At 40.9% G+C, this 26,820-nt stretch carries 34 protein-coding genes and 1 pseudogene; 17 read left to right on the forward strand and 18 right to left on the reverse strand.

Translation table 11 applies throughout. The annotated features are described in order from the left end of the window. Positions 1-2: 2 nt before the first annotated feature. The 11 genes from rpsS to U9670_RS06685 all read right to left on the reverse strand — a co-directional run bounded on the left by rpsS (position 3) and on the right by U9670_RS06685 (position 8,240). A complete protein-coding gene (gene rpsS / locus U9670_RS06635) occupies positions 3-278 on the reverse strand; it encodes a 30S ribosomal protein S19 (RefSeq protein ID WP_323841943.1) in 276 nt (91 codons plus the stop codon). 11 nt (positions 279-289) lie between these two features. Continuing rightward, positions 290-1,117: a 50S ribosomal protein L2 gene (rplB, locus tag U9670_RS06640; RefSeq protein ID WP_323841942.1), complete on the reverse strand. Its 828-nt coding sequence runs from the start codon at positions 1,115-1,117 to the stop codon at positions 290-292. 11 nt (positions 1,118-1,128) lie between these two features. Further along, the gene (gene rplW, locus U9670_RS06645; RefSeq protein WP_323841941.1) at positions 1,129-1,458 is read right to left on the reverse strand and encodes a 50S ribosomal protein L23; all 330 of its coding nucleotides are present in this window, start codon (positions 1,456-1,458) and stop codon (positions 1,129-1,131) included. Then, a complete protein-coding gene (gene rplD / locus U9670_RS06650) occupies positions 1,455-2,057 on the reverse strand; it encodes a 50S ribosomal protein L4 (RefSeq protein WP_323841940.1) in 603 nt (200 codons plus the stop codon). Before rplD ends, rplW begins: the two co-directional genes overlap by 4 nt. 14 nt (positions 2,058-2,071) lie before the next feature. Further along, the gene (rplC, locus tag U9670_RS06655; RefSeq protein ID WP_323841939.1) at positions 2,072-2,710 is read right to left on the reverse strand and encodes a 50S ribosomal protein L3; all 639 of its coding nucleotides are present in this window, start codon (positions 2,708-2,710) and stop codon (positions 2,072-2,074) included. 51 nt (positions 2,711-2,761) lie between these two features. Continuing rightward, a complete protein-coding gene (gene rpsJ, locus U9670_RS06660) occupies positions 2,762-3,073 on the reverse strand; it encodes a 30S ribosomal protein S10 (RefSeq protein ID WP_003656991.1) in 312 nt (103 codons plus the stop codon). Between the two features lie 463 nt (positions 3,074-3,536). Beyond that, positions 3,537-5,003, reverse strand: a complete 1,467-nt coding sequence (locus U9670_RS06665) for an Rne/Rng family ribonuclease (RefSeq protein ID WP_323841938.1) — start codon at positions 5,001-5,003, stop codon at positions 3,537-3,539. Between the two features lies 1 nt (position 5,004). Next, positions 5,005-5,595, reverse strand: a complete 591-nt coding sequence (locus U9670_RS06670; protein ID WP_323841937.1) for a Maf family protein — start codon at positions 5,593-5,595, stop codon at positions 5,005-5,007. Positions 5,596-5,679: 84 nt separating this feature from the next. Next, positions 5,680-6,165, reverse strand: a complete 486-nt coding sequence (gene mreD, locus U9670_RS06675) for a rod shape-determining protein MreD (RefSeq protein WP_323841936.1) — start codon at positions 6,163-6,165, stop codon at positions 5,680-5,682. An 8-nt stretch (positions 6,166-6,173) separates the two neighbouring features. Next, complete coding sequence (gene mreC / locus U9670_RS06680; RefSeq protein WP_323841935.1) at positions 6,174-7,004, reverse strand: rod shape-determining protein MreC; 831 nt, start codon at positions 7,002-7,004, stop codon at positions 6,174-6,176. A gap of 204 nt (positions 7,005-7,208) precedes the next feature. Further along, the gene (locus U9670_RS06685) at positions 7,209-8,240 is read right to left on the reverse strand and encodes a rod shape-determining protein (protein ID WP_323841934.1); all 1,032 of its coding nucleotides are present in this window, start codon (positions 8,238-8,240) and stop codon (positions 7,209-7,211) included. A 370-nt stretch (positions 8,241-8,610) separates the two neighbouring features. Here U9670_RS06685 and gatC point away from each other — a divergent pair, with 370 nt between their 5' ends. The 8 genes from gatC to gatB all read left to right on the forward strand — a co-directional run bounded on the left by gatC (position 8,611) and on the right by gatB (position 13,794). Then, on the forward strand, positions 8,611-8,913 hold the full coding sequence (gene gatC, locus U9670_RS06690; protein WP_323841933.1) for an Asp-tRNA(Asn)/Glu-tRNA(Gln) amidotransferase subunit GatC: 303 nt from the start codon (positions 8,611-8,613) through the stop codon (positions 8,911-8,913). Between the two features lie 110 nt (positions 8,914-9,023). Further along, positions 9,024-10,499 carry an Asp-tRNA(Asn)/Glu-tRNA(Gln) amidotransferase subunit GatA gene (gatA, locus tag U9670_RS06695; RefSeq protein WP_323841932.1) on the forward strand — a complete coding sequence of 492 codons (1,476 nt, stop codon included), beginning with the start codon at positions 9,024-9,026 and terminating at the stop codon, positions 10,497-10,499. 28 nt (positions 10,500-10,527) lie between these two features. Then, positions 10,528-10,833 (forward strand): BrnT family toxin, encoded by a 306-nt coding sequence (locus tag U9670_RS06700; protein ID WP_323841931.1) that lies wholly within the window; start codon positions 10,528-10,530, stop codon positions 10,831-10,833. Next, positions 10,805-11,032, forward strand: coding sequence for a hypothetical protein (locus U9670_RS06705; RefSeq protein WP_323841930.1), 228 nt, complete (start codon positions 10,805-10,807; stop codon positions 11,030-11,032). The genes U9670_RS06700 and U9670_RS06705 overlap by 29 nt, the downstream gene beginning before the upstream one ends. Positions 11,033-11,101: 69 nt before the next feature. Further along, positions 11,102-11,617, forward strand: coding sequence for a GNAT family N-acetyltransferase (locus U9670_RS06710; RefSeq protein WP_323841929.1), 516 nt, complete (start codon positions 11,102-11,104; stop codon positions 11,615-11,617). A gap of 32 nt (positions 11,618-11,649) precedes the next feature. Then, a complete protein-coding gene (locus U9670_RS06715; RefSeq protein ID WP_323841928.1) occupies positions 11,650-11,886 on the forward strand; it encodes a hypothetical protein in 237 nt (78 codons plus the stop codon). Continuing rightward, a complete protein-coding gene (locus U9670_RS06720; RefSeq protein ID WP_323841927.1) occupies positions 11,883-12,278 on the forward strand; it encodes a type II toxin-antitoxin system VapC family toxin in 396 nt (131 codons plus the stop codon). Before U9670_RS06715 ends, U9670_RS06720 begins: the two co-directional genes overlap by 4 nt. 46 nt (positions 12,279-12,324) lie before the next feature. Then, a complete protein-coding gene (gene gatB / locus U9670_RS06725; protein WP_323841926.1) occupies positions 12,325-13,794 on the forward strand; it encodes an Asp-tRNA(Asn)/Glu-tRNA(Gln) amidotransferase subunit GatB in 1,470 nt (489 codons plus the stop codon). Between the two features lie 41 nt (positions 13,795-13,835). Here gatB and U9670_RS06730 read toward each other — a convergent pair. Next, a pseudogene (locus U9670_RS06730) lies at positions 13,836-14,504 on the reverse strand (IS1595 family transposase). A gap of 55 nt (positions 14,505-14,559) precedes the next feature. Continuing rightward, a complete protein-coding gene (locus U9670_RS06735; protein WP_323841925.1) occupies positions 14,560-15,555 on the reverse strand; it encodes a S66 family peptidase in 996 nt (331 codons plus the stop codon). A 153-nt stretch (positions 15,556-15,708) separates the two neighbouring features. Here U9670_RS06735 and U9670_RS08720 point away from each other — a divergent pair, with 153 nt between their 5' ends. Together U9670_RS08720 and U9670_RS06750 are read left to right on the forward strand one after the other, a co-directional pair. Then, positions 15,709-16,116 (forward strand): restriction endonuclease subunit S, encoded by a 408-nt coding sequence (locus U9670_RS08720; protein WP_501993684.1) that lies wholly within the window; start codon positions 15,709-15,711, stop codon positions 16,114-16,116. Between the two features lie 10 nt (positions 16,117-16,126). Continuing rightward, positions 16,127-16,603: a restriction endonuclease subunit S gene (locus U9670_RS06750; protein ID WP_323842635.1), complete on the forward strand. Its 477-nt coding sequence runs from the start codon at positions 16,127-16,129 to the stop codon at positions 16,601-16,603. A 104-nt stretch (positions 16,604-16,707) separates the two neighbouring features. Here U9670_RS06750 and ahpF read toward each other — a convergent pair whose 3' ends face one another. Both ahpF and U9670_RS06760 read right to left on the reverse strand, forming a co-directional pair. Further along, positions 16,708-18,264 (reverse strand): alkyl hydroperoxide reductase subunit F, encoded by a 1,557-nt coding sequence (ahpF, locus tag U9670_RS06755; RefSeq protein WP_323841923.1) that lies wholly within the window; start codon positions 18,262-18,264, stop codon positions 16,708-16,710. Between the two features lie 122 nt (positions 18,265-18,386). After that, positions 18,387-18,527, reverse strand: a complete 141-nt coding sequence (locus U9670_RS06760; protein ID WP_323841922.1) for a hypothetical protein — start codon at positions 18,525-18,527, stop codon at positions 18,387-18,389. Between U9670_RS06760 and U9670_RS06765 the strand changes: the two genes are divergently transcribed. Continuing rightward, on the forward strand, positions 18,526-18,747 hold the full coding sequence (locus tag U9670_RS06765; RefSeq protein ID WP_323841921.1) for an HP1242/YdcH family protein: 222 nt from the start codon (positions 18,526-18,528) through the stop codon (positions 18,745-18,747). The two genes, U9670_RS06760 and U9670_RS06765, sit on opposite strands and share 2 nt — an antisense overlap. Before the next feature lie 125 nt (positions 18,748-18,872). On the opposite strand, the gene ahpC is transcribed toward U9670_RS06765, so the two are convergent. Continuing rightward, on the reverse strand, positions 18,873-19,439 hold the full coding sequence (ahpC, locus tag U9670_RS06770) for an alkyl hydroperoxide reductase subunit C (RefSeq protein ID WP_323841920.1): 567 nt from the start codon (positions 19,437-19,439) through the stop codon (positions 18,873-18,875). Between the two features lie 234 nt (positions 19,440-19,673). Here ahpC and U9670_RS06775 point away from each other — a divergent pair, with 234 nt between their 5' ends. Next, entirely contained in the window at positions 19,674-20,612 is a 939-nt protein-coding gene (locus U9670_RS06775) for a hydrogen peroxide-inducible genes activator (RefSeq protein ID WP_323841919.1), read from the forward strand. 29 nt (positions 20,613-20,641) lie between these two features. Here the strand turns inward: U9670_RS06775 and U9670_RS06780 are convergent, their stop codons facing one another. Next, complete coding sequence (locus tag U9670_RS06780) at positions 20,642-21,244, reverse strand: M48 family metallopeptidase (protein ID WP_323841918.1); 603 nt, start codon at positions 21,242-21,244, stop codon at positions 20,642-20,644. A 168-nt stretch (positions 21,245-21,412) separates the two neighbouring features. Next, a complete protein-coding gene (locus U9670_RS06785; protein ID WP_323841917.1) occupies positions 21,413-22,057 on the reverse strand; it encodes an OmpA family protein in 645 nt (214 codons plus the stop codon). 386 nt (positions 22,058-22,443) lie between these two features. Between U9670_RS06785 and yihG the strand changes: the two genes are divergently transcribed. From yihG to minE, 5 genes are all read left to right on the forward strand, one after another. Beyond that, positions 22,444-23,403, forward strand: a complete 960-nt coding sequence (gene yihG / locus U9670_RS06790) for a 1-acylglycerol-3-phosphate O-acyltransferase, YihG family (RefSeq protein WP_323841916.1) — start codon at positions 22,444-22,446, stop codon at positions 23,401-23,403. Positions 23,404-23,496: 93 nt separating this feature from the next. Continuing rightward, on the forward strand, positions 23,497-24,597 hold the full coding sequence (locus tag U9670_RS06795) for a hypothetical protein (protein WP_323841915.1): 1,101 nt from the start codon (positions 23,497-23,499) through the stop codon (positions 24,595-24,597). A gap of 119 nt (positions 24,598-24,716) precedes the next feature. Continuing rightward, positions 24,717-25,421, forward strand: a complete 705-nt coding sequence (minC, locus tag U9670_RS06800) for a septum site-determining protein MinC (protein WP_323841914.1) — start codon at positions 24,717-24,719, stop codon at positions 25,419-25,421. Between the two features lie 304 nt (positions 25,422-25,725). Next, positions 25,726-26,541 carry a septum site-determining protein MinD gene (gene minD, locus U9670_RS06805; protein ID WP_323841913.1) on the forward strand — a complete coding sequence of 272 codons (816 nt, stop codon included), beginning with the start codon at positions 25,726-25,728 and terminating at the stop codon, positions 26,539-26,541. Between the two features lies 1 nt (position 26,542). Further along, positions 26,543-26,818: a cell division topological specificity factor MinE gene (gene minE, locus U9670_RS06810; RefSeq protein ID WP_323841912.1), complete on the forward strand. Its 276-nt coding sequence runs from the start codon at positions 26,543-26,545 to the stop codon at positions 26,816-26,818. Positions 26,819-26,820: the final 2 nt, after the last annotated feature.

A 26,820-nucleotide genomic window follows, 5' to 3' on the forward strand; every position in this document is an offset into this window, starting at 1 on the left:
CCTTATCTCTTAGATTTTTTATCAACGCCATGACCACGATATGAACGGGTCGGAGCGAATTCACCAAGTTTATGACCAACCATTTGCTCACTTACAATAACTGGCACATGAGTGCGGCCATTGTGAACTGAGATAGTTAGACCTACCATTTGTGGTAGAATCATCGAGCGACGAGACCAAGTCTTAATTGGTTTACGATTGTTTGTTTCAAGAGCGTTCTCAACCTTGGCAAACAAGTGCGCATCGATAAATGGACCTTTTTTCAATGAACGAGGCATTAAATTATTCCTTATTTCTTGGCACGACGGCGACGGATAATCATATTGTCAGTACGCTTATTAGAACGGGTTTTAAGACCCTTAGCTTTCTGACCCCAAGGACTGGTTGGGTGTTTACCAAAGTTGCGTCCTTCACCACCACCGTGTGGGTGATCAATCGGGTTCATCGCAGTACCACGAACAGTAGGACGAACACCACGCCAACGCGCTGCACCTGCTTTACCAAGCGATTTAAGGTTATTTTCAGTATTAGAAACTTCACCAATAACCGCACGGCAATTTGCATGAATACGGCGAGTTTCGCCAGAGCGCAAACGAACGATCACATAAGCACCATCTCTACCTAATAATTGAACTGCCGCACCAGCAGAGCGAGCAATTTGAGCACCCTTACCGATTTTTAGTTCAATATTATGAATAACAGTACCCACTGGGATATTTTTAAGTGGCAAACAGTTACCTGGACGGATTGGAGAACCCTCACCAGACTGAACCTGATCGCCTACAGCCAATTTTTTAGGTGCAATGATGTAACGACGCTCACCATCTGCATATTTAAGCAGTGCAATATGTGCGGTACGGTTAGGATCGTACTCAATGCGTTCAACAGTTGCAACGATACCGTCTTTATTTCTCTTAAAGTCAATCAGACGATAGTGCTGCTTATGACCACCGCCAATATGACGAGTGGTGATACGGCCGTTGTTGTTACGGCCACCAGTTTTTGCTTTTGATTCAACAAGCGGTGCATAGGGACGACCTTTATAAAGGTGTGGATGCACTACTTTTTCAACAAAGCGGCGACCTGGTGATGTAGGTTTTGCTTTTACGATAGGCATGATATTAATCCTTATTCGTTAGCCGCTGTTTCACTAGTGACTTTTTCACCAGCACCGATTTGTACGTCTGAACCTGCTTTTAAGGTAACATACGCTTTTTTGACATCAGAACGTTTGCCAACGACACGACCAAAACGCTTGGTTTTGCCTTTGGTGTTCAAAGTATTTACTTTAACAACTTCAACACCTTCAAACATTAGTTCAACAGCTTGTTTGATGTCACGCTTGGTAGCATTGCTGTTAACTTTGAAAACTTGAACACCAAGACTATCGCCCAGACGCTGAGATTTTTCAGAGAATACTGGGGCCTTTAACACTTGATATAATCTTGCATTACTCATGCTAGTGTCTCCTCAAATTGTTTGGCAGCTTCAACTGTCATGATAACTTTGTCAAAAGAAACCAAGCTTACTGGATCAACTTCACGAGTACCCAAAACATTAACATGTGGAATGTTGCGAGCAGCTAAATACAAGTTCTCATCAACTTCGTGAGTAACAATCAACGCACGAGGTGCATTTAGTTCTGCCAATTTAGCAATCAAACCTTTGGTTTTTGGTGTGTCAACAGTGATGTCATCGACCAATACCAAACGCTCTTGGCGTACTAATTCGGCTAAAATGCACTGCATCGCACCACGATACATTTTGCGGTTTACTTTTTGAGACCAGTCTTGTGGTTTTGCTGCAAATGCACGACCACCACCAACCCAAATTGGGCTACGGATAGAACCAGCACGAGCACGACCAGTACCCTTTTGACGCCACGGCTTTTTACCGCCGCCTGATACTTCGCCACGAGTTTTTTGTGCACGAGTACCTTGACGAGCGCCAGCTAGGTAAGCAGTTACTACTTGGTGTACCAAGGCTTCATTGAACTCACGACCAAAAGTAGTCTCTGATAGTTCAACCGCCGCACCTGTAACAGTTTTTAAATTCACATTAATCCCCTTTACTAGGCTTTAACTGACGGACGTACGATAACATCGCCACCATTAGCACCTGGAAGTGCACCCTTGATGACTAGTACACCTTTTTCAGCATCGATAGACATGATTTCAAGGCCTTGAACGGTAACACGCTTGTTACCCATTTGACCAGGCATCTTTTTGCCCTTAAATACTTTACCTGGTGTCTGGTTTTGACCAGTAGAACCAAGTACACGATGCGATACAGAGTTACCGTGAGTTGCGTCTTGAGTACGGAAGTTATGGCGTTTAACACCACCTTGAAAGCCTTTACCCTTAGATTGACCAGTAACATCAACTAACTGACCAACTTCAAATAAATCTAACAAAATGTCTGCGCCAACTTCACGACCTTCTAATTCGCTTTCGTCTGCACGGAATTCCCAAACACCACGACCAGCAGCAACGCCAGCTTTTGTGAAGTGTCCTTTTTGAGCAGCATTGACACGACTATCGCGACGCTCACCTGTGGTGATTTGAATTGCGTTATAGCCATCGGTGTCTACTGTTTTGATTTGCGAAATGCGGTTTGCGTCAACCTCAACTACTGTTACAGGGATAGATGCACCTGCTTCAGTAAAGATTCGGGTCATACCACGCTTAATACCGACTAAACCAATCGCCATTTTAGACCTCTTACTTTAATAATAGTTTAATATTAAACCAGTACCGTTCAATTAGCCTAAGGCGATTTGAACATCAACACCAGCCGCCAAATCTAGTTTCATCAGTGCGTCTACTGTTTTATCAGTAGGCTGAACGATGTCAATCATGCGTTTGTGAGTGCGAATTTCATACTGGTCACGAGCGTCTTTGTTGACGTGTGGTGATGTCAATACGTTGAACCGCTCAATACGAGTCGGCAAGGGAACAGGACCACAAACTTGTGCGCCTGTACGCTTTGCAGTATCGACAATCTCTTGTGCCGACTGGTCAATCAGACGATGGTCGAAAGATTTTAGTCGGATACGGATTCTCTGGTTAGCCATGCCAACAAGCTCCTAAATTAAGTGCTTTATAAAACTTCCGTCATCATAAAGATGATTTCAGCCATACCGTTTCATAAATCTTTTGCCAAGAGCATTGCTTTTGGCAAAAAAAATCCAATCCCTGCCCGTCATGCAAAAATATTCTGACAGCAGGGGTGTTGTTATAGTGCCAAAAACGATGCTTTGGCTGTGGCGTTGTCTTTTTTAAGTTCTCTATCACATTTGTAGAGAATAATTTTTATCAAATTCATTCTTTTCAATCACGACAGAGCGGATTAAAAAGCACAACGCTAAAATATAATGAACTCGTATTATACACTAATTTTGGATAAATACAAGAGTTTTTTGTGAAAGCTACATGTTATTACAGATGATTTGACAGACCATTTGATTGTTGTGAGCACCAACTTTTTATCATTTTGACACAACATATCAAAAACAAATATGCAAATCAGCCAGGCAATTAACAATAAACGATGTCGTGCTGTGTCAAATGATAGTCTGAATCTGCACGCAAATAGATGGTTTTGCCCATCAGTCGCTCAAGGTCGTGCACGGTCTGCTGTTCTTTGGTTTGCAAATACTCAACGACTAAAGGATTTGCCACAATACTAAGCTCTGAATGTGTACCAATTTTGGCTAATAACTTGCGAATAATCTCAAAAGCCACCGTGTCAACACGCTTGATATATCCACTACCATCACAGACTTGGCAGGGCTCACATAACTGTTGCAACAAGCTGTCATGCGTACGATGGCGAGTCAGTGTTACCAGCCCAAGCTCATTCATGCCTGCTACATACACCTTAGCACGGTCAGTTTTGATGGCAGATTTTAACGCAGTAAGTACAGCATCTTGATGTCTTTTATCTTTCATATCAATAAAATCAATGACGATCATACCACCCAAATTGCGTAAGCGAATCTGTCTAGCAATCTCATTCACCGCTTCTATATTGGTCTGATAAATTGATATTTGTTCGCAATGCTTACCAGTAAATGCACCTGTATTCACATCAATGGTTGCTAAGGCTTCTGTCTTATCAAATACAAGATACGCTCCTGATGGTAATTTTATCTGTCTTTTTAGTGCCTCTTGCAACTGAAACTCTATGCCATGAGCCTCAAAAAGCGGTATCCTAGCTTGATAAAAATCCACCTTAATCGGTGCGGTGTCATTGAGCATATTTTGGGTATATGCCAATACCGACTCGTAAAGCTTACCGTCATCGGTTACAATCCATTCTGTACGCTTACTCACCCATTCTCTTAAATTGCGTAACGCCAAAGGTAATTCCGCCTCTATGAGCATATGCTCAGCCCTGCTGAGTTTTGCTTGGCTGGATTTTTGGGTTATCTGTTGCCACCGACTCTTTAATTGAACTGTCTGCATTTGAAGAACCGCCAAATCAACAGCCTCGGCATTGGTACGGACAATGACACTGCCTGTCAAATCGTTATTTTCAACAAAGGCTTGCAGAGCATGACGCAGACGCTTTTTTTCATCTTGTGCCAACCGAGATGATACTTGTACTTGTTGTTCGTCATAAGGACGATACACAAGGTGCATTGAAGACAAGGCGATACCCGTTGTCAACCTAGCACCCTTAGTATGCGTTTCATCTTTGGTAACTTGTACAAGCAGACGCTCACCTTGATGAATGCATTGTGTGATTTTAGGCTGGTCGGTCTTGGCGTGCTTGACATGATGAATATCATCAATGTGCAAAAATCCCATTTGCGATTGACCAATATCCACAAAAGCCACCTGCATCTGCGATATAATACGAACCACTTTACCAAGATAGATGTTACCCACCAGTCCTGCATCATCAGCTTGCTCACAAAAAATTTCTCGCACCACACCGTCTGCAACAAGTGCGGTGCGAACTTGTCCAAAAGTACGACTGATTAAAATCCCCTCTGCCATTTTAATTAACCAACCGACCACAAATACGCTCAATCAATTCTAGAGTCTGAGCAACTGGCAAACCTACCACATTAGTATAACTGCCATTCATTGTGCGTACCCATGCCATGGCACCACCTTGTATGGCATACGCTCCTGCTTTATCAATTGGTTCACCTGTATCCCAGTAGCGTTGCTTCATTTCATCGGTCAGCTCAACAAAACTTATTTGTGTGCGACAAACAATCCACTCTTGGCAAATAATTTCACCAGCATCCACCACACTGGCACATACGGCTGTCCAAACCTCATGCGTGCTGTCAGACAATTTATCCCACATGGCAAAAGCATCGCCACGATCTTTGGGCTTGGTCAGCACTTGTCCATCATCAAGCACGCCTATTGTATCAGCGGTAATGACTAAAGCCTTGTCATTTATCTCTTGGCACGCCTTTTTGGCCTTCGTTTTTACCATGCGTACAATATACGCTTGTGCACATTCGTTGTCTTGCCAAGTTTCATCAATGTTGGCCGCCATTGTTGTAAAATTCAGACCCACCCCATTTAAGAGCTGTTGCCTGCGTGGTGATGTTGATGCCAAAATAATTCGCATGAATGTTTACCGATTTAATGGTTGAATTGATTGGTTTTTTAAATTTTACTTAATCATATGGTCATAAGAATTTTATGCAATGACCTACCAAGCACGCTCTTTGAGCTGTCCATTAATCCAATACAAAGGATACCAAAATAATGGAAACACCAAAATACTCATCAAAAGCGAACCAAGCTGTGCCCAAACAAAACCATGCCCAAAGGACTCCAAAATCCCCAGTAAGAGTCGATAAGTAATCAGGGCAATGCTTGCACACAACCACGCATTTTTTAAGGTCAACTCTTTGATATAAATCAATAGCACTCGCAAGCCAAAGCTCATCAATACCGCACAAAACGCTTGATGACCCAAATGCGTATCTAATAACAAATCAGACACAAGCCCAATTAAAAACACAACCCAAACACGCATGATGGTCGGCCGATACATTAACCAAAATACCAGCACAAGCACCAAAAACATCGGACGAAAATTGGCAAGCATGAAAGAAAGTGGGTAGACATTCATCGCTGATGCCACAACAAAACTTGAAACGATGCCAAGTAGCAAAAACAACATTGAATTCATGCCAAGCCCTAAGAATGTTTTGGTTTTAAAATCAGCACATAACCACTGTTTATAATATTAGCCGCAGGCACAACCTTAATATCAGAAAAATCATCTGTGCGTGTCGTATCAATATCCACAATTCGCCCCACATGATAGCCTGCTGGTAATCGATCGCCAAGACCTGACGAAATCAACTCATCGCCCACCTGTACATCGGAAGTCTTAAATATGTAGTTTAAATTCAGACCATCAGGTCGACCACTGCCAGAAACCACAGCACGCTGACCTGTACGCGCTATGACCACAGCCACCGACTGCTGCTCATCTGTAATCAAGACAAGACGAGATGTGTTTGGGTAAGTGTTAATCACCTGTCCTAAAATGCCATTTTCATCAATCACCGTTTGCCCAATTTTTACGCCATCATTTGCACCTTTATTAAGAACGACGATTTGTTTTAGCGGGTTAGAATCCGTACCAATCACCTGAGCAAGCAGCAAATCGTGTTTGGCAGACTCTGTGGTGGACAAAATGCCTTTTAGCCGAGCATTTTGAGCAATGAGATAATCTTGTTGCTGCAATTGCACTTTGGCTTGCAACAATTCCGTTTGCAAGCGAATGTTTTCACGGCGTAACGATTCTTTGCTTTGAAAGGCACCATCTGTATAATGAGCAACAAAAGATGGCATGAGAGACATCTGATAAATCGGTTGCATGGAAGCATGGCTGGCACTACGCAACGATTGGAACCATTCTGGTTTTTGACTGTCAAGCAACATCAAAATCAGTGCAAGAACCAAAAAAGCAAATGTCGTGCGTACAAATAGCGGTTTTTGGGAAAAAATACTCAGCAACATAATTCTACCAACCCAGCTTATCAAATCAGACCAAAAGCATCATTTTCACTTTATAAAGCAAAAAGCGGTGAGTTCACACCGCTTAATCAGATTTTTATCCAATCAATGATTTTAATTGAATTACCTGTTTTTTATTTCTTATTTTTTTATTTAAAGCATCTTATAAATCATTCAATAAAAATCATATCGTGCAATCACACATCATTACACAAAAATCATATTCAACGACTTGTCATGAATAAATTCCAATGCCTTACCACCCCCACGAGACACACAAGTCAACGGATCATCAGCCACCGTTACAGGTAGTCCAGTTTCTTTAGATAATAATTTATCAAGATTGCGAAGTAAAGCACCGCCACCTGTCAGCATGATGCCATTTTCAGCAATGTCTGATGAAAGCTCTGGCGGTGTCTGCTCAAGAGTCTCTTTAACACTTGATACAATCGCAGACAGTGGCTCAGCAAGTGCCGCTTGAATTTCTTTAGAATTGACCGTAAAAGTTTTTGGCACGCCTTCTGCCATACTACGCCCACGCACCTCAACCTCCAAATTTTCATTTTCATCAAAGATTGCTGTACCTACCTCTACCTTAATACGCTCAGCGGTTGTCTCGCCAATGAAACAGCCGTGCACTTTTTTGACATGATGAATGATTGCATCATCAAATTTATCACCACCTACGGTGATAGAGTCAGCGTACACACAGCCAGATAAGGCAATCACCGCAATCTCGGTGGTACCGCCACCGATGTCCACCACCATAGAGCCACTCGCTTCATGCACAGGCAAACCTGCCCCAATCGCGGCCGCCATCGGCTCTTCTAGGATATGCACACTGTTCGCTCCTGCCGAACGCACTGCCTCTTCAATGGCACGACGCTCAACCAGAGTTGATTTACAAGGCACACAAACCACGACATTTGGGTTTGCCAAAAAACGGCGTGCCTTAACCTTGGTGATAAAATGTTTGAGCATTTTTTGGGTAACTTCAAAATCAGCTATCACACCATCTTTTAATGGGCGAATTGCCATGATATTATCAGGGGTGCGACCAAGCATTTGTTTGGCATCAATACCTACCGCCGCAATAGTGGGGTTTTGAGTACGATTAGCACGCAAAGCAACGACTGTTGGCTCATCAAGCACCACCCCTTTACCAGGAGTATAAATCAGCGTGTTTGCCGTGCCAAGATCAATGGCAATATTGGTTGATAAAAATCCAAACAAATTCATGGCTAGCTTTTCCAAAAAAAATTAAGCAAAACAACAGACAAGACGCACACACTTTATCAAGAAGGTTTTAAGTGTTTTTGCGTCAGATAAAAATTAATTAACGGTGAATTATACCTTTTTACACCCAAAAAATCATGTGTATTTCCCAAAAAATTACTATTTTTTACAAGAAAGTTTAACAAATGATGCAAACAACTTCACTTTAACTTCACTTTTTGTTCATTTTGTCAAAAACTTTAAAAACAAAGTTATATTAGTGATTTTGTCAGCTTGCAAATTATGCTAAAATTAATAACATTTTAACCGCTTTTTCTTGATATTTTTTACAAGAAACTTTGATTCACAAAAAAACTTTAAACAGGAAATCATCATGAGTGATACTTTATCAAGTAGCGACATTTTAAATACCGCCAGACTCTCTCGCCTTGCCATTGATGAAAAATTGGCGGACGATTACGCCCAAGACATCGGTAAAATCTTACAAATGATGGATATTTTATCCGATGTGAATACCGATGATGTCAAGCCCTTAAACAATGTCCACGATATGCACCAACGCTTGCGTGATGATGTGGTGGATTTAAACGGTTTAGCGGTCAATCGTGAATTAAACCAGACGGTTGCCCCAAAAGTGCAAGACGGATTATATCTTGTGCCACAAGTGATTGAGTGATAACTTTTTTGCCCTAAGCCAAATTTCGCCCTAAGCTAAAAAGCGTGATTGCTTAATTTGCCTTAATAAATTTTATTTCCCAAAACAAATTTAAAAATCAGAGAAAAACAATGACAGACCTACACACCCTATCCGTCCAAGCATTGTCAGACGGTCTTCAAAGCAAACAATTTAGCTCGGTGGAATTGACCCAGCATTTTTTAGACCGTATCGCCAAGCACGACAAGGCGGTAAACAGCTTTATCACGGTTACGCCAGAGCTGGCATTAGAACACGCCGAACTTGCCGACAAACTGCGTGCAGACGGCGACAACCGCCCCCTACTTGGCGTGCCAATGGCACACAAAGACAACCTTTGCACCCAAGGCGTTTTGACCAGTGCTGGCTCAAAAATGCTTGCCAATTTTGTCTCGCCCTATGATGCCACGGTGGTGCAAAATGTCGCCAACGCTGGCTTTGTCTGTCTTGGCAAAACCAATATGGACGAGTTTGCCATGGGGTCGGACAACGAGTCTTCGTATTTTGGGGCGGTGCATAACCCTTGGGATACAAGCCGTGTGCCAGGGGGTTCGTCTGGCGGGTCGGCAGCGGCGGTGGCATCGGGATTTGTGCCTGTGGCGACAGGCTCGGACACAGGCGGTTCTATTCGCCAGCCTGCTTCTTTTTGTGGTTTGACAGGCATCAAGCCCACCTATGGGCGAGTGTCTCGCTTTGGTATGATTGCCTACGCATCAAGCCTTGACCAAGCAGGCAGTTTTGGCAAATCGGCATTGGACTGTGCGTATTTATTAGAAGCGATGGCAGGCTTTGACCCCAAAGACGCCACCAGTATCAACCGCCCCAAGGACAATTTGACCGCCAATTTGTTGGCAATGCCGTCAAGCGATAAACCCTTAGCAGGCAAAAAAATTGGCATTCCCCAAGAATATTTTGGCAAAGGGTTAAACGACAGCGTCAAACACGCCATCCAATCTGCCTTAAAAGTTTATGAAAATTTGGGGGCGACTTTGGTGGACATCAATTTGACCGACCCACAAATTACTTTGGCGACTTATTATTTGCTTGCCCCTGCCGAAGCCAGCTCCAATTTGTCTCGCTATGACGGCGTGCGGTTTGGCTATCGCTGTGAAAATCCCAAAGATTTGACCGACCTTTATACTCGTTCTCGCACCGAAGGTTTTGGCGTGGAAGTGCAGCGGCGTATCATTATGGGGACTTATGCCCTATCTGCGGGCTATTTTGATGCGTATTACATCAAAGCCCAAAAGGTTCGCCGTTTGATTGTCAATGACTTTTTAAAGGCCTTTGAAGCCTGCGACATCATCGCTACGCCCACCGCCCCAACGGTCGCCTACAAAATCGGCGAAAATCTGTCGCCTGCCGAGATTTATATGGGCGATGTGTACACCATTGGCGTGAATTTGGCAGGCTTGCCAAGTTTGTCGCACCCTGTGGGCTTTGTGGACGGCTTGCCTGTGGGTTTACAATTGATTGGCAAACATTGGGCGGAAAATACGCTTTTAAATACCGCCCACGCTTATCAAGGGGCAACCGATTTTCATACCCAAATGGCGGATTTGGGGTAAGTGTCTGAGCTAAATTTAGGAATAAATAATGCCAACACTGAGTTATACTTTATATGGTTTAAACTTTGAATGGGACGATGTCAAAGAAGCATTGGTACAAAAAGAACATCGTCTAAATTTTAAAGAAGTTTGTACAGTATTTTTTGATGAAAATGGATTAACCTACGAAGACAAAAGATTTGATTATCACGAACAGCGATTTATTACCATTGGTTTAAGTGAAAAAGCAGAGCTTTTGGTCGTCGGTTGGACACAACGAGGCGATATCATTCGGTTAATTACAGCCATTAAAGCGGAGAAAAATCATGAGCGATTATATCAAAGAAGACGCTAGCTATTTTGATGGGTTTGATTTTGACAATGCCAAGCCCATCAAACACCCCCTAATCGCCCAAGCACAAAGGTCATTAAAAGAGCAATCGCACTTGGCAAATTGTTTTGATAGCGATGTCCAACAAATCATCAAACAACACAATAGCCCACAAGACCGAGAACGGCTAAATGCGATGATTAGAGTATTGTTTGCGGTTTGATGATTGCTTACTTAATAAGCGATTTACAAATAAATAATGACCAAATAAACACCCAACAGGTAGTGTCAAATGCAACCAGCAATCGTCCGCACCGAACAAAAACATTCAGACGGAATGCAAAAACTTTATAGCAATCCTAGCGTTTTTACCCAGACTTTGCACCTGCCTAGCCAATCAAACGATAATTGGAAAAAGTGGCTCGGTAATATTCCTGATAATGTGCATTCTTTTGTGGCGATTATCAAGAACAATGACGGTGAAATAGTGGTTGGCAATATTGCTTTACGCATTGAAACCAACCCTAGACGAAATCATATTGGCAATTTTGTCATTGCCGTGTCTGATGAACATCAAGGGCGTGGCGTTGGTAAGGCATTATTGGCACATATTATTGAATTGGCGGATAATTGGCTAAATCTAAAACGCCTAGAATTAACCGTTTATACCGACAATCACAAAGCCATTAGCCTATACCAAAAGTTTGGTTTTGAAATTGAAGGTGAGCACACCGCTTTTGCATTTAGAAACGGTCAATTTGTCAATGCTTATACAATGGCAAGAATTAAAAGCAATGGCAAGAATTAAAGATTAACTCATCATTGGATATTGGAGCAATAATGCAAACGATTAGTTTTGAAGTTGATGATATGTATTACCAAAAATTGATACAAACCATTGGTAAAGACAATTTGGCAGAATTTTTTCAAAAAGTGTCTGAACCTTATTTTTTATTACATCAAAAAGCCGATATTGCACCAATGCCAAAGAATCGCCCCTATCGTTTGGGAGCATTGCCAGATATTAAAATCCCTGATGATTTTGATGACCTTGAAATTATGGATTTTGATGTATGAGATATTTGCTAGATACGCATATTTTGTTATGGGCATTAAAAAACAGTCCAAAATTAAGCAAATCAGTCAAACTCATCGTCAGTGATTATCGCAATGAATTATGGTTTAGCCCTGCGAGCATTTGGGAAGTTGGCATTAAATTAAGCAATGAAAAAGTACAAGATGATGATTTGGTAGAACCTTTTTTACTTTATCAAACACTCTTGCAAGAAGATTTTAAAGAATTAAAAATCAACAGCAGACACGCCATTGCCGTGCGAAATATGCAAAAAATCCACAAAGACCCATTTGACAGAATTTTAATCGCCCAAGCTAAAACCGAAAATTTGGTGTTAATAACGGTTGATGACAAAATTAAGCAATATGACGGCGTACCTATTTTAATGGCTTGATACACATTAAACCTTAATCAAATTAAATTGTTATAGGAAAATTTTTATGAACACACCCAATCTTTTAATTGACGGCTATGAAGTGGTTATCGGCATTGAGATTCATTGCCAATTAAATACCCAAAGCAAAATCTTTTCTAATGCCCCCACCGCTTTTGGGGCAAGTCCCAACACCCAAGCCAATATTGTGGATTTGGGTTTTCCAGGGGCATTGCCTGTATTAAATGAAGCGGTGATTGAAAAGGCGGTAATGTTTGGTTTGGGGGTCAATGCCCAAATTGGACAATACAACAGTTTTGACCGCAAAAACTATTTTTATCCAGATTTGCCCAAAGGCTATCAAACCACGCAAATGACCAATCCAATTGTGGGCAAAGGGCATATTGATATTTTGGTCAATGCAGGGCAAAAAAACGAATACACCAAACGCATTGGCATTACTCGTGCCCATTTGGAAGAAGACGCTGGCAAATCGGTACACGATGCTGTCCCCCATATGACAGGCGTGGATTTAAACCGTGCTGGCACGCCACTTATTGAAATCGTTTCAGAAGCGGATATGCGGTCGGCAGACGAAGCAGTCGCTTATGTCAAAACCATTCACGAACTGGTTACTTGGCTTGGCATATCCGATGCGATTATGGCAGAAGGCTCTTTTCGTGCCGATATCAATGTCTCGGTGCATAAACCCAATACGCCCTTTGGCACTCGCTGTGAATTAAAAAACTTAAACTCATTTCGCTTTATTGAGCGAGCGATTAAATCAGAAGTAGAACGGCAAATTGATATATTAGAAGACGGTGGCAAAATCATTCAAGCCACACGCCTTTATGACCCCGAGCGTGATGAAACTCGGGCAATGCGTGAAAAAGAAGAAGCCAACGATTATCGCTATTTCCCCTGCCCTGATTTATTGCCTGTTATTATATCCGATGATAGTTTGCAGGCAATTAAGGATAAAATGCCACAATTACCCAGCCAAAGAAAACAACAGTTTATTGATGAATTTGGTTTGTCTAATTATGATGCCAATGTATTAAATGGTAGCCGAGAATTGTCCGATTATTTTTTGCAAGTGGTGGATATTGTCGGCACACAAAATACCAAACTCACCGCCAATATCATTATGGGCGATTTAATGGGGGCGTTAAATAAAAATGAGCTGTCTATTGATAATTCCCCTATCAATGCCAAACGACTGTCAGGGCTGATTATGCGTATTAGCGATAATACGATTAACACCAAAATTGGTAAACAAGTATTTAATCATTTGTGGGAGTCCGACAAAACCGCCGATGAGATTATTGATGAGCAAGGGCTAAAACAAACCACCGACACAGGGGCGATTGAAGCGATTATCAAAGAAGTGCTGGCAAACAATCAAGCAATGGTCGATGAATACAAAGGCGGAAAAGAAAAAGCCTTTAATGGACTGGTCGGACAAGTGATGAAAGCCAGTCGTGGTAAAGCCAATCCAGCACAGGTGAATGAATTGTTGAAGAAGTTGATTGGGTGATTAAAATTAAATAAAAAATTAGGAACTGCAGCAGATAAATTTTAAATTCCACACCATTTTCTCAATACTTTAAGTTGATTAGATGGTGTACCATAGCTAAATCTAACCTAAGTCTTTGATGAAAAGATGAAAGTTTTTTGTCAATGCCATTGTATTTTATTAGCACTCTTTTGGCTTGTAACCAGAAGTTTTCGGTGCCATTGATGTGGTCTTGCCTGTCTTGTTTATCTGCAAACTCTTTTTGATGATTTATCTAAAAGTGTTTAAATTAGACACATCAATAACATTGTAACTTCGGTAGCTGTCCGTATAGACGATACTGTCAAGTTTGACTTACTTGCAATGATAGGCATAAGCGTGTCTGTTTTGGTGTCTTTAACTAGGGTGGTATAAACTCTGCCATTAGTTCCAATAAGCCAAATACAGCAGTTTTTACTACTGGCAACGATCACGCTTAGCCTTGCGAGTGCCGCCAAAGTAGCTTTCATTAAGTTCTATTTCACCATCAAAGAGTGTTTGGGCTTCTAGGTTAAGATGATATCTTACCACAAGATGTGTTTTGTGGTAAGATAGGGTTGCTGAATTTCAAGCAAATCACTGGCTGTTCTAGTAGTAACACCTGCTACGAAAAATTCAAGCAGTATTTTCTGAGATTTTTTACTTAATTTACAACAAGTTACTTTATTTTTGTAGTATTGGTGGTTGTTAATCTGCTACAGCCCCGAACTCAATCATTGCGTCTACTTCAAATAATTGTCCATTATTCTATTTTGTCGTTTCAAAACATTCAATACACAGTTTTTGTGTATCCACATACGCCATTGCACCAATACCCATTGTAAATAATGGCTGAGTATGGGCAAAATCGGTGTCATAAATCACAGGTATGGTTTTTAGATAAGCAAATCTGGACAACATTTCGTGCAATAACGGCTCATTCATTTGGCATTCTTTTGGAAATCTGCCGAGCACCAAAGCTTGTGGATTGGGATAATTTTGCATAACAGCAGTAAATTGACGCAAAATATCTTGTGGCGTGTACCCTTCTGCCGCTTCCAAAAACAACACATATGCTTGATTTTCAATGATGCTTTTTGGGGAAAATGGCGTGCCATTTAATAAACAAAAAGTTGCCAAATTGCCGCCAATAATCACGCCTTGGGCGATGCCATGGGTGTATATTTTCCATTGTGTATCAAACAAGGTGCGTAGGGCATTGGGCAAGTACCATGCATCGGAAGACCAATATTTGCTTGGTGTCAGTGTATAATGCGTTTGGGTCATTGCGTTAAGCCACATTGTGCTTTGGTAGTCTTGCAAGACATCCATTTTAAATGACGAATAGCTTGCCCCCATATAAGTGATCAGCCCTGTTTTGGCATATATGGCATTTAATAAAGCGGTGGTGTCTGAATAGCCACAAATGATTTTGGGATTATTTTTGATTAAATCATAATCCAAATAAGGCAACAATTCATTACAATTAAATCCGCCAATCGTTGCCAAAATGGCTTTGACGCTGTTGTCCAAAAACGCTTCGTGAATATCATCCACCCTGTCTTGAATGCTTGCCGAACCAAATACATCGTGCTTAAAGTAATTTTTTGAAAAAGACACCACAAAGCCTAAGGCCTCAAGCCGTGCTTTGGCGGGCAAATTGGCGTCAAATCCGCCAATACTTGCAACCGACGATGAGGGACTTAGCACACGAATATGGTCGCCCACAGTGAGTTTGGTGGGTGTTGTTGTATTTAAGTGCATTTTTTACTCCTTTAATGACAATATCTTTGATAGCGGTATTTTATTTATCAAATAAATGTTGTTATTTTGATAATATCGCCACTTCCTTTAAATAACTGACAAAATCCCTTTCGCTTTCTGCCAACAATTCATCGTCTTTTTGGTCTTTGGCGTATTCAATCCACACAAACAGCACTTGATACCCACGTTACCGCTCTATTACCAAAAATAAATTTAACAAAAAGTGCAATGTTATATATTTGTCTAATGATTTCCATTCAGAGAGACAAATTTAGTCACGGATATTCTATTAACAATGAAAGATTATCGGCACAAAAAATTATGCTACCCATAGATAACAATAGTAATCCAAATTGGCAGTTTATGGAAGATTTTACCAAAAATATTGAAAAAGACAAAATAGAGACTTTACTTTCTTATTTAAATCAATACAATATCTTAGCCGAGCCGAGCCGAGCCGAGCCGAGCCGAGCCGAGCCGAGCCGAGCCGAGCCGAGCCGAGCCGAGCCGAGCCGAGCCGAGCCGAGCCGAGCCGAGCCGAGTAGTATGGGCGACATTTAAATTAAGTCAAGTGTTTTTTATTAAATCTGGTGTGCGTTTAACCAAATCAGAAATGACTCGTGGTGATATGCCGTTTATTGGAGCGACTGAATTTAATAATGGCATTACTGAATTTGTGAGCAATACCAACGCCAGTCTTGATAAAAATATTTTGGGCGTTAATTATAATGGCAGTGTGGTAGAAAATTTTTATCACCCTTATGAGTGTATCTTTTCTGATGATGTTAAAAGATTGGCATTAAAAAGTAAAAATTATGCCAATAAATGGGTATATTTATTCTTAAAAACGATTATCTTGCAACAAAAAGAAAAATACCAATATGGTTATAAATTCAATGCCCAACGAATGAATAAACAAACCATTATGCTACCGATTGATAAAAATGGCGAGCCAAATTGGGAATATATGGAAAATATTATGAAGAAAATTGAAATAAAACAAATTTTGCAAATCATTGATTATCATACACAAAAGATAAATCATTAGATGATATAAATTAAGTTAGAACCCCACAACCTTAATCATCACCTAAACCCCAATAAAAAACACGCCCGATCATGAGCGTGTTTTTTTGTCCAATCAATGACGAATCAAGAATTCATCATCAGATACTCAAAAGCGGACAAACCTGCTTTTGAACCTTCGCCCATCGCAATATTAATCTGCTTAAATGGCACGGTGGTTACATCACCACAGGCAAAAATTCCCGCTTTATTGGTGCGACACTTGGCATCAATTTCAATTTCGCCTTGTGGTGTAATATTCACCAAATCTTTCACCACTTCTGAGCTTGGCACCAGACCAATTTGCACAAAAATCGCATTTAATGGCAAAGTCTTACTCTCACCACTTTTTCGATCTTGGTAGATAAGACCATCTACCTTGCCACCATTTGCAGTAATTTCCATCGTGGCTGCGTTTTTGATGATGGTGATGTTATCACGAGCCGCAGCTTTATCAATCAACACTTGGTCGGCACGCAGTTTATCACCGAATTCTAGCACCGTTACATGTTGTACAATCCCTGCCAAGTCCAGTGCCGCCTCTACCCCAGAGTTGCCACCACCGATAACCGCCACAGGTTTACCCTTAAAGAACGGACCATCACAATGTGGGCAATATGCCACACCATTACCAATGTTCTCATCTTCGCCTTTAACGCCAAGTTTACGCCATTTTGCCCCTGTCGCTACGATAATCGTACGAGAAATCCAGTTTTCTCCTGTATTCAGTGTGATTTGATAACCACCCTTAATCTCTTCAACAGCAGACACACTGACATGCTCTTTGACAGTAATGTCGTATTCTTTAATGTGCATAGCAAGGTTGCCTGCAAGCTGATTGCCGTTGGTGAGTGGCACGGAAATCAAGTTTTCAATATCTTGGGTGTCCTTGACCTGACCGCCAATGCGATCGGCGACCAATGCCACTTTAAGGCCTTTACGGGCTGTATAAATTGCTGCCGCACTACCTGCAGGGCCACCACCGATCACCGTAACATCTTGGGTTTGTAGTTGCTCAATCTCAGCAGGGGCGAACAGATCAGCATATTCAGACTGTAGTTTATCAATAATGCGTGCAGTATCCACCTTACCATTTAAAAATGGCTTGCCGTCCAAAAATACCGCAGGCACGCCTTGGATATTATTAGCTGCCACAAGCTCGGGGAACACACCACCATCAATCATTTCATTTTCTATACCATCATTCAAAATGGCAAACTGATTAAGTGCTTGCACAACATCAGGGCAATTATGACAGGATAACGAAACAAAGGTTTGAAATTTCAGTGGCTTTTGGATACGCTTAACCAGATTTTGAACACCCTCATCTAGTTTCATGGTATGGCCGCCAGCATGTAAAATCGCAAGCAGCAACGAAGTAAATTCATGGCCGCCTGGAATACCACTAAATACAATACCTGTATCACGGTTTTTGGCGGTAATCTTAAAAGTCATGGGCGAAAGATCAGTATCTACGACTGTCTTATCAAAGCCAATTTTATCTGAAGTACTGGCAATTTTTTCAAGAAAATCAATAAGTTCTGCTCGTTTGGTGTGTTCACCCTGACCAATGATGATTTGGATTGGGTGAGTCATATTGGTGGCATAGTTTTTAACAGCGTCTAAAAGTGACTGATCTAGCATGATTATTACCTTTTTTTAAAACAATATTTGGGATAATTTCATTATATAAGCACCGATGTAAAATGAAAATTTAAGAATTTTAAACACTAAGATTATTAAAGCTCAACCATTATTAGTGCTGATCATATCCAATCAACCAAATACACACCGAAGAGTTTTGATAAAATCGTTACTTTATCACTTGCCAATATGCGGTATTCTTGATAAGATAAGAATGTGGCCACCACTGTGGTATCTTCCAACCAACCAAGGAGAACAGTCATGTTTCCAGAATACCGAGAACTTATCACTAAACTAAAAACAGAAAACGATCTACACTTTGTAAAATTATTTGATGAGCATAACGAACTTGACGAAGAAATTACCAAACTTGAAAACGACCCAGTTGCTCATGCCAGTCGTGCCGAAGAAATTGAAGGCCTAAAACGCAAAAAACTTGGCCTAAAAGACGAGCTGTTTCACTATCTACAAAGCAAAGCATGAATTCATGAACTTACTCAAAAACCCAAGCCTTAGCACTTGGGTTTTTTGTTTTATATGTTTAGCATAAAACAAAAAATCACCCCAAATAGGGTGATTTTTTATCAAACTTAAATCAAATTCAGATATTAGATTTTACCAACCAAATCAAGGCTTGGTTTTAAAGTTTCTTGACCCGCTTCCCATGCTGCTGGGCAAACTTCACCGTCATTGTCTCGTACATATTGAGCAGCTTTGACTTTACGAATCATGTCTTTGGCAGAGCGACCAATGCCCAAATCATGAATTTCAGCAACCTTAATCAGACCTTCTGGGTCTACTAAGAAAGTACCACGAAGGGCTGCGTGCTGACCGTCAATCATGACATTAAAGCCACGAGTAATCGCCCCTGTACCGTCGCCTAGCATTGGGTATTTAACTTTACCAATCGCAGGTGATGCGTCATGCCATGCTTTATGCACAAAATGCGTATCAGTAGAAACAGCGTACACTTCCACACCTAGAGCTTTTAGCTCTTCGTAATGGTCTGCCATGTCTTCTAACTCGGTTGGACAAACGAAGGTAAAATCATGTGGATAAAACATAAAAATCGCCCATTTGCCTTTAACATCAGCGGTAGAAATGGTTTTAAATTCACCATTAACAAAGGCTTCAGTAGTAAATTCTGGGATATGCTGATTGATGATAGCTGTCATAATATTACCTATTATATATAAATTATCAATTGAAAAACTTATTACTACAAGGTTGTTGCAAAAAAATGGTGGTTGTCTACCATTTACTTCTATCATAACAAAAAAGTTACACTTCTACATTTAAAACTTTTAATTATTTTGTTTTGTTTTATAAAACTTAGGTGTAAAATAGTCATGATATTTTGTAATTTTTAACTTTTCAAATTTAATTAAAATTTAATCAAGTAGGTTTTTATGATTACGCTTCGCCAATTAGAATTTTCCCTTGCGGTTGCTAAACACAAGCATTTTAAGCGTGCTGCCGAAGAATGCAACATCTCGCAGTCTGCTCTAAGCTTGGGCATTGCTGAGCTTGAAAAACAACTTGATGCACAAATTTTTGAACGCAACAATAAACAGGTATTAATCACTCCCATCGGTGAAGAGATTTTGGATAGAGCTCAGCGTGTATTTAGTGAAATCAATGATTTAATAACACGCGCACATAATCATCAGACACCCCTTGCCTATCCGATGACCATTGGCATCATTCCAACGGTTGCCCCATACCTTTTACCCAAGGTATTGCCAGCACTCAAAGAACAATATCCAAATTTTGAATTGTCTGTTACCGAAAAACAGACCGAGCGACTCATTGATCAGGTTCGTTACGGACACATAGACACTGCTGTCATCGCCCTGCCTTATCACATTGAAGGCCTGCACACTTTTGAGTTTTGGTCGGAAGACTTTTTTGCAATTTTCCCAAAAGATGGTAGTAATACCAACCTCAAACACATCACAAGCAGTGAGCTTTCCAAAAGTAATTTACTTTTACTTGGCGAGGGGCATTGCTTGACTGAGCAGGTACTGTCGGTATGTCAAATGAATAAAAATGAGATAAAATCAGGCTTTTCTGACGCCAGTCTTAACACCATCATTCAAATGGCACTTGCTGGCATGGGAACGACACTTGTTCCAAAAATGGCACTTGACCAGCTTGTTGGCACACATGACATCACCGCTGTACCGCTTGCCGAAAGCGGCCCGCATCGCAGGCTTGCCTTTATTACTCGCCTAAACTATGCACGCGTAGACGATGTGCAATTACTTAGCGAGATTTTTGGTAATGCACTGGCCAATGACAGCAAGACAGCCACCCAAAAAGATTACTGTGCTGTTGGCACATTTTAAAAAATACTTTTTTAAAACTTATTTTGAGTTTAAGCACGCCCTTTTAATAAGCCATGCCATCTTTGATAATCTGGCATGGCTTTTTTGACTTCTGACCAAAAATCAGTACCATGATTGGCATGAATCAGGTGACACAATTCATGCACAAACACATATTCTGTGCATTCATAAGGATAAGCCGCCAAATATACCGACAGCCATATTCGCCTGTCGCCCAAATGACAAGTTCCCCAACGAGTTTTCATCTTACGCAGACGGACAGTGTGAGCAGATTGACCAACAATCGGTTGCCATTTACTTTGTAACATGGGAATTTTTGCAGATAAATGCTGTCTATAAATATTTAAAACTTCAGTGTCATCATCAGGCAAATCATGGGGTTTGCCCCATAAGGTCAACAGCCGTCTTTGTGGCTGAGCATGAACTTGGCACAAGCGTTCATTCGCTTGCTTTGCCCACGACAGGCGTGCGTAAATAGCCAAAATAATGACTTCTTCACTTGCAAAAGTTGGTACACTGACATGGCATTCACCCAACTTCATGCAAAAATTGATATTTTTTACACATTTTTTGGTGATGCTTAAACGAATGCCCGCTTTGGCAAAAGCTTGGTAAAGCCCTGATAGATTCATGATTGGACTGGCAAAATTTAAAAAGCAATTATACCAAAAATTATTGAGTTCATTTATGAATAAAAATTTATGAACAAAAAGGCCAGAATATTCCAGCTCATTTTGTTTATTTTATTTCTTATTTTTTGCACAAAACCAATGGCTAAAACCGAAAAGACGGTCATCGGTTCACATTTTTGGTGCAATGATGGTCAGCTCAACACGGCGGTTTGGCTCATATCTTGAACCAAATTTTGTGGTCTCGCCATGACCTATGATGCTAATGCGTGCATTGCTTACGCCTTGTGATGATAAATATGTAGCGACAGCAGCAGCACGGTCTTGGGACAAGATTTTGTTGGCGTATTCATCTCCTTCCACCGAAGCATAGCCATTGACCAGAACATGGGTCTGGTGATATTCATTGAGAGTATCAGCCACCTGATTTAAGACATGATAAGAACTTGGCTTGATGTTGTATTGACCAACATTAAAAGTAATCGCCTCTGGAATGGCAAGATTGATATTGTTAGTTTTAGGATCAAGAGCGACCTTGATGCCCGTGCCAGCGGTTTGCTGTTTTAGCTTAGCCTCTTGATTGCTCATGTATGTAGCCACACCCATACCCAACACCGCACCGATGGCGGCGTCACGCCCAGTCTGCTCCCCTCCTGTAGCCTGAGAGATGGCCACACCCGCTAACGCCCCTGCCAATGCACCCAAACCCACTCTACTGGCCGAATCATTTGTCTGTATGCCACCAGTGCTGGTACACCCAGTGATCACCATGCCAGATGTCAATGCAATTATCGCCAACGATTTCATCTTATTCATACACACTCCTAAAATTCTTAAAATTTATATCAACTTGAATTTTCATTCAATGGGTCGAACTTGATTATTATGAACCGAAAATAAGTTTTCGTCTGTTGTCAGTGTGTATCCCATATGTACTGTCTTGTTCATACCAAATTATTAAATATTTATTCAATACTAAAAATTAAATCAATTGCAGGTAAAGTTTTGACAAAAATTTACCAATTTTTTATATGAAAATTTGGTAAAATAAAAAACCAGTTTGTACTTGTATACTAATTTTGCACATTTTACTATTTATTTGCTTATTATTTGCCACACCCGTATGGCCAAGCAATCCAAACCCATCTTAACAACGCAAACAAATCTTAAGCATAAAACCAGCCAATCAGGACATAACCACGATGAAAACACCAAGAAAAACCCTACCTTTTTTTCAAAAATTACACGATAAGTCGCCTGCCATTGCCCAAAAAGTTTCCTTTGCTGTCGGTGTAGGTAGCATTGCAGCAAATAGCTTCGGCTTGTCTGTACCGCTTTATGTCGCAGGGCTTGCCAAGATTTTTGGCAAATCCAAGATGGCTGACGACGCCATCATCAGCATGGCAGATTACTGGATTCGCTCCAATAATTTTATGATTGATAAGGTTTTACCCACCAAAGACTGGCGGATCAATATGCCCGATGATCTAAAACCAGATGGTAAATATTTGCTCATCTGCAATCATCAGTCTTGGGTGGATACAAGTGTGATTCAATATGTCAGTGAAGGAATTTTACCAATCACACGCTTTTTTACCAAACATGAGCTGATATACATTCCTGTTGTGGGACAAACCTTTTATTTTTTGGATTTTCCAATGATGAAACGCCACAGCAAAGAACAAATCCAAAAAAATCCAGAGCTTGCCAACCGAGACATTGAAGAAGCACGACGAGCTTGCCAGTTACTTGCCAACAAACCCTTTGTACTGCTTAATTATCTAGAAGGAACACGCCTAACCCCCACCAAGCACGCCAAGCAAAACTCACCTTATAAGCACCTGCTAAAACCAAAGGCAGGTGGACTGGCACTGGCCATCAACAGTCTTGGCGACAAAATTGACGGCATTCTTGACATGACGCTTGTCTATCCCAATGGAGCACCCCAATACAGCGACCTTTGGCAAGGCAGACTGACACAACTGGGCGTGGACATTCGCCATTTAAAGATGACAAATGATTTGTTTGATGCACTAAAAAATGGTGAATATACTCATGACAGCAAGGTGCAAAACCAGTTTTTTGCCTGGCTAGATGAGGTGTGGCAAGCCAAAGATGCACGCATTGACAAGATGCTCAATGATTTTAATCAGCAGGCTTAGCATTCTTTGATTCGATAAGCTTCATTATTTGCATAGCATTGATTCATACAATCGAGATCATTTGCACATTAAAAAGTCATTTTGGTGATATTCATGCGACAAACACCCAAGTTAGAAAGTCTTAACACCACTCAATTTAAAACAACACCTAATAATGTCATACCCTTATTTGGCAACAAGCATGAGGATAAGCCAAACCGCCTAAAAATCACTTATGATATCATCATGTTAGGACTGCTTATGGTGAATTTAATGCTGATTTTGACAGATGGCATTCTTATGAGCACGCTAAGCGAATATATTGCCAGATGGCTTAATGTTGGTGGTGTACTGATGATTTATAAAACACAATATCATGAAATCATCACGGCAATTGGTGGTATTTTTACAGCCTTTTGGGTGGCAGAGCTGGCTTTGCGTTGGGTGTTTGCGATTGCCAATCACCATTATCATCGTTGGTTCTTTTTTCCATTTGTACATTGGTACGAGGCCTTGGCGTGTTTTCCTGCCTTGCGTGCATTAAGGTTGCTGCGTGCTGGCATAATCATCAGACGCCTGCATAAAGTCGGCATTAACATTGTCCCAAATCGATGGATTGACTCAGGTAAATTTTATTATAATATGCTGATAGAAGGACTTTCTGACCGTGTCATCTTGACGGCAATCAATAATTTTCGTGAACAAATCAAACGCTTAAAAATGCATGACGCACTCATTGAAAATGCCATCAACAACAATCGTGATGCCATAGAGCGTGCCATCTTAGAGCTGTTACGCAATGAACTAAGCCCAAAATTGCAAGCTGCCTTTAATGATGAAATCAACAAACAACTACCAAATGATATTGGTCTTGCAGTAGAGCGAGCACTCATTGATACACCAGAGTTGCACAAATATTTAAAACTTATCCCTGTGGCAGGCTCGCTGATTGAAAATCAAATCACAAATATCGGTAAAAGCATCGGTAAAAATGTTACTACATCGGTTGGTACGCACTTATTTGACGAGCAGACAATAGACGCATTGATGGTTCAAATCGCCCACGGCATCGCCAATATTGATATTAACCAACCCATCTTAAAAGATTTGGTAGCACAAGTTTTAGAGGACGCATTATTTTCTTTTGAACAGCAAATAAAGATTGAACAGCACAAGCATAACGAGCAACTCAAAATGGCCATATCAGAGCACTAACACCCAAATATCAAGAAAATACCAAATCTTTAAGCAATCAGTTGCTTTAAGTGTTTTTTCATTGCCAAAAAAGTGCTACAATTTAGTTGTTTGATTTTTGTTATTTATGGTTAATGATTATGAGTAAGGCCTTTCAATTATTCGGCAAAATGCTAACTTTTAGTCGAATCAAAATTACCACCGACAATCTTGGCGACATTCAGACAGAATTAACCAACCTAATCAACACCAAAAAATCACTGAGCAATGTCCCTATAATCATTGATAGCGATGTAGATTTGGTACTCAGCGAGCTTGTGGACTTACTTTGGTCACTTGGTGTTCAGCCAATTGGTGTGGTTGATGGCATATTAAGCAAGCAAGCCAAAACGCTACGCTTAGCAATCCTCCCCACTGATGGCAAACGCATTGAACGCCTAGAAGCAAAAGCAGAACCCAAAAAAGAAATGCTTACCGAGCAATCTCAACCATCGCAAGATACACCAAGCATCACATCTGTTGCACATACACAAATGGTACGCTCAGGACAAAGCATTCACCATTTTGGTGGTGATTTGACCATTATAGGTGGTGTCAATCAGGGTGCAGAAGCCATTACAGATAATAGTTTGCACATCTATGGACACGGATTAGGTCGGCTGGTGGCTGGGGCAACAGGGGATAAAGACGCACGCATTTTTTGCCAAAAATTCAACCCAACCTTAGTATCAGTGGCTGGCACATATTGCCTAAGTGAAGACATTCCAGTTGAGATGATTGATCAATCTGTACAAATCAGCTATGACGAAAATAAAGGTTTGATTTTCACCCTGCTTGATGGCTAAAGCCTCGCAAGCAGCTTGTTAAGGTCATGCACCCAAACAAGCCAAAAAAATAGGTTAAATTAAACATATTTGGCTTTTAATGTTGAAAGCTTAATAAAACAGACAATACAGACAATCTAACCATAAATGACCATGACATTACCGCTGATCAGTCCTTATAAACAATTATAGATTTTTTGATATCAAAAACTGTAATTAGTGATACAATAAGCTCATAAAATCATAAACTTAAACGATTTTTAGCAAAATCAGCAGTCATTATGCTCATAAAAATTCACATTTTAAGTGTTTAAGGAGTGCCATTGTGGCCAAAATCATTGTAGTAACCTCAGGTAAGGGTGGTGTTGGCAAAACCACCACCAGTGCATCATTTGGTGCAGGTCTGGCCAAGCGTGGATATAAGACAGTCATCATCGATTTTGATGTGGGTTTGCGCAACCTTGATCTCATCATGGGCTGTGAAAACCGCATTGTGTATGACTTTGTTGATGTCATCAGCGGTAATGCCAAGCTAAGTCAAGCACTGGTTAAAGACAAACAGCTTGAAAACCTATACATCTTGCCAGCATCACAAACTCGTGATAAAGATGCACTCACTGACGAAGGTGTGACAGCCGTCATCAAAGAGCTGTCAGAAGATTTAGGGTTTGAATACATCATTTGTGACAGTCCAGCAGGTATTGAGCGTGGTGCACAGCTTGCCATGTATCATGCCGATGAGGCACTCATTGTTACCAATCCAGAAGTATCAAGCGTGCGTGATTCCGACCGTATTATCGGCATTTTACAATCTTGCACTAAACGGGTTAAAGAAGGTGGCAGTGTCAAAGAGCATCTCATTATCACACGCTACAATCCAGAGCGAGTTGCACAAGGCGAGATGATGGACATTGATACTGTTGCTAATGAAATCTTACGCATACCACTCATCGGAGTCATTCCAGAGAGCCACGCTGTGCTAGAAGCCTCAAACCATGGTCAGCCTGTAATCCACTACCCAGAATCTGCAGCAGGTCAATGCTATGAAGACATTGTAGCGAGATTCTTAGGTGAAGAGCGACCACTTCGCCATTTAGAGGCAAAAAAGAAAGGCTTCTTTGCAAAAATATTTGGGGGCTAAGATGAAAAAAGGATTCTGGGCATCATTATTTAGCAATAACGACACGCCGAGCAGTGCCGACATTGCCAAAGACCGCTTAAAGGTTATTGTGGCAAGCTCCAACCGACTAAATACACGCCTGACCACTGACCGAATCGAACAGATGAAACGAGAGATTTTGCAGGTAGTCAATAAATATGTTAATGGTGTACAGCTCAACGATGTCAATATCAATCATCATCACGAAGATAATATTGATATGTTAGAAATGAGCATCAGCCTGCCCGATCGCAAATGATG

This window comes from Moraxella tarda, from assembly GCF_035181405.1.
Taxonomy (GTDB): Bacteria; Pseudomonadota; Gammaproteobacteria; order Pseudomonadales; family Moraxellaceae; genus Moraxella.

Bases quoted from the DNA above. Each gene is read 5' to 3' on its own strand.
- rpsS (WP_323841943.1), bottom strand. From the start codon at position 278: ATGCCTCGTTCATTGAAAAAAGGTCCATTTATCGATGCGCACTTGTTT.
- rplB (WP_323841942.1), bottom strand. From the start codon at position 1,117: ATGCCTATCGTAAAAGCAAAACCTACATCACCAGGTCGCCGCTTTGTT.
- rplW (WP_323841941.1), bottom strand. From the start codon at position 1,458: ATGAGTAATGCAAGATTATATCAAGTGTTAAAGGCCCCAGTATTCTCT.
- rplC (WP_323841939.1), bottom strand. From the start codon at position 2,710: ATGGCGATTGGTTTAGTCGGTATTAAGCGTGGTATGACCCGAATCTTT.
- rpsJ (WP_003656991.1), bottom strand. From the start codon at position 3,073: ATGGCTAACCAGAGAATCCGTATCCGACTAAAATCTTTCGACCATCGT.
- U9670_RS06665 (WP_323841938.1), bottom strand. From the start codon at position 5,003: ATGGCAGAGGGGATTTTAATCAGTCGTACTTTTGGACAAGTTCGCACC.
- U9670_RS06670 (WP_323841937.1), bottom strand. From the start codon at position 5,595: ATGCGAATTATTTTGGCATCAACATCACCACGCAGGCAACAGCTCTTA.
- mreD (WP_323841936.1), bottom strand. From the start codon at position 6,165: ATGAATTCAATGTTGTTTTTGCTACTTGGCATCGTTTCAAGTTTTGTT.
- mreC (WP_323841935.1), bottom strand. From the start codon at position 7,004: ATGTTGCTGAGTATTTTTTCCCAAAAACCGCTATTTGTACGCACGACA.
- U9670_RS06685 (WP_323841934.1), bottom strand. From the start codon at position 8,240: ATGAATTTGTTTGGATTTTTATCAACCAATATTGCCATTGATCTTGGC.
- gatC (WP_323841933.1), top strand. From the start codon at position 8,611: ATGAGTGATACTTTATCAAGTAGCGACATTTTAAATACCGCCAGACTC.
- gatA (WP_323841932.1), top strand. From the start codon at position 9,024: ATGACAGACCTACACACCCTATCCGTCCAAGCATTGTCAGACGGTCTT.
- U9670_RS06700 (WP_323841931.1), top strand. From the start codon at position 10,528: ATGCCAACACTGAGTTATACTTTATATGGTTTAAACTTTGAATGGGAC.
- U9670_RS06705 (WP_323841930.1), top strand. From the start codon at position 10,805: ATGAGCGATTATATCAAAGAAGACGCTAGCTATTTTGATGGGTTTGAT.
- U9670_RS06710 (WP_323841929.1), top strand. From the start codon at position 11,102: ATGCAACCAGCAATCGTCCGCACCGAACAAAAACATTCAGACGGAATG.
- U9670_RS06715 (WP_323841928.1), top strand. From the start codon at position 11,650: ATGCAAACGATTAGTTTTGAAGTTGATGATATGTATTACCAAAAATTG.
- U9670_RS06720 (WP_323841927.1), top strand. From the start codon at position 11,883: ATGAGATATTTGCTAGATACGCATATTTTGTTATGGGCATTAAAAAAC.
- gatB (WP_323841926.1), top strand. From the start codon at position 12,325: ATGAACACACCCAATCTTTTAATTGACGGCTATGAAGTGGTTATCGGC.
- U9670_RS06735 (WP_323841925.1), bottom strand. From the start codon at position 15,555: ATGCACTTAAATACAACAACACCCACCAAACTCACTGTGGGCGACCAT.
- ahpF (WP_323841923.1), bottom strand. From the start codon at position 18,264: ATGCTAGATCAGTCACTTTTAGACGCTGTTAAAAACTATGCCACCAAT.
- U9670_RS06765 (WP_323841921.1), top strand. From the start codon at position 18,526: ATGTTTCCAGAATACCGAGAACTTATCACTAAACTAAAAACAGAAAAC.
- U9670_RS06760 (WP_323841922.1), bottom strand. From the start codon at position 18,527: ATGACTGTTCTCCTTGGTTGGTTGGAAGATACCACAGTGGTGGCCACA.
- ahpC (WP_323841920.1), bottom strand. From the start codon at position 19,439: ATGACAGCTATCATCAATCAGCATATCCCAGAATTTACTACTGAAGCC.
- U9670_RS06775 (WP_323841919.1), top strand. From the start codon at position 19,674: ATGATTACGCTTCGCCAATTAGAATTTTCCCTTGCGGTTGCTAAACAC.
- U9670_RS06780 (WP_323841918.1), bottom strand. From the start codon at position 21,244: ATGAATCTATCAGGGCTTTACCAAGCTTTTGCCAAAGCGGGCATTCGT.
- U9670_RS06785 (WP_323841917.1), bottom strand. From the start codon at position 22,057: ATGAATAAGATGAAATCGTTGGCGATAATTGCATTGACATCTGGCATG.
- yihG (WP_323841916.1), top strand. From the start codon at position 22,444: ATGAAAACACCAAGAAAAACCCTACCTTTTTTTCAAAAATTACACGAT.
- U9670_RS06795 (WP_323841915.1), top strand. From the start codon at position 23,497: ATGCGACAAACACCCAAGTTAGAAAGTCTTAACACCACTCAATTTAAA.
- minC (WP_323841914.1), top strand. From the start codon at position 24,717: ATGAGTAAGGCCTTTCAATTATTCGGCAAAATGCTAACTTTTAGTCGA.
- minE (WP_323841912.1), top strand. From the start codon at position 26,543: ATGAAAAAAGGATTCTGGGCATCATTATTTAGCAATAACGACACGCCG.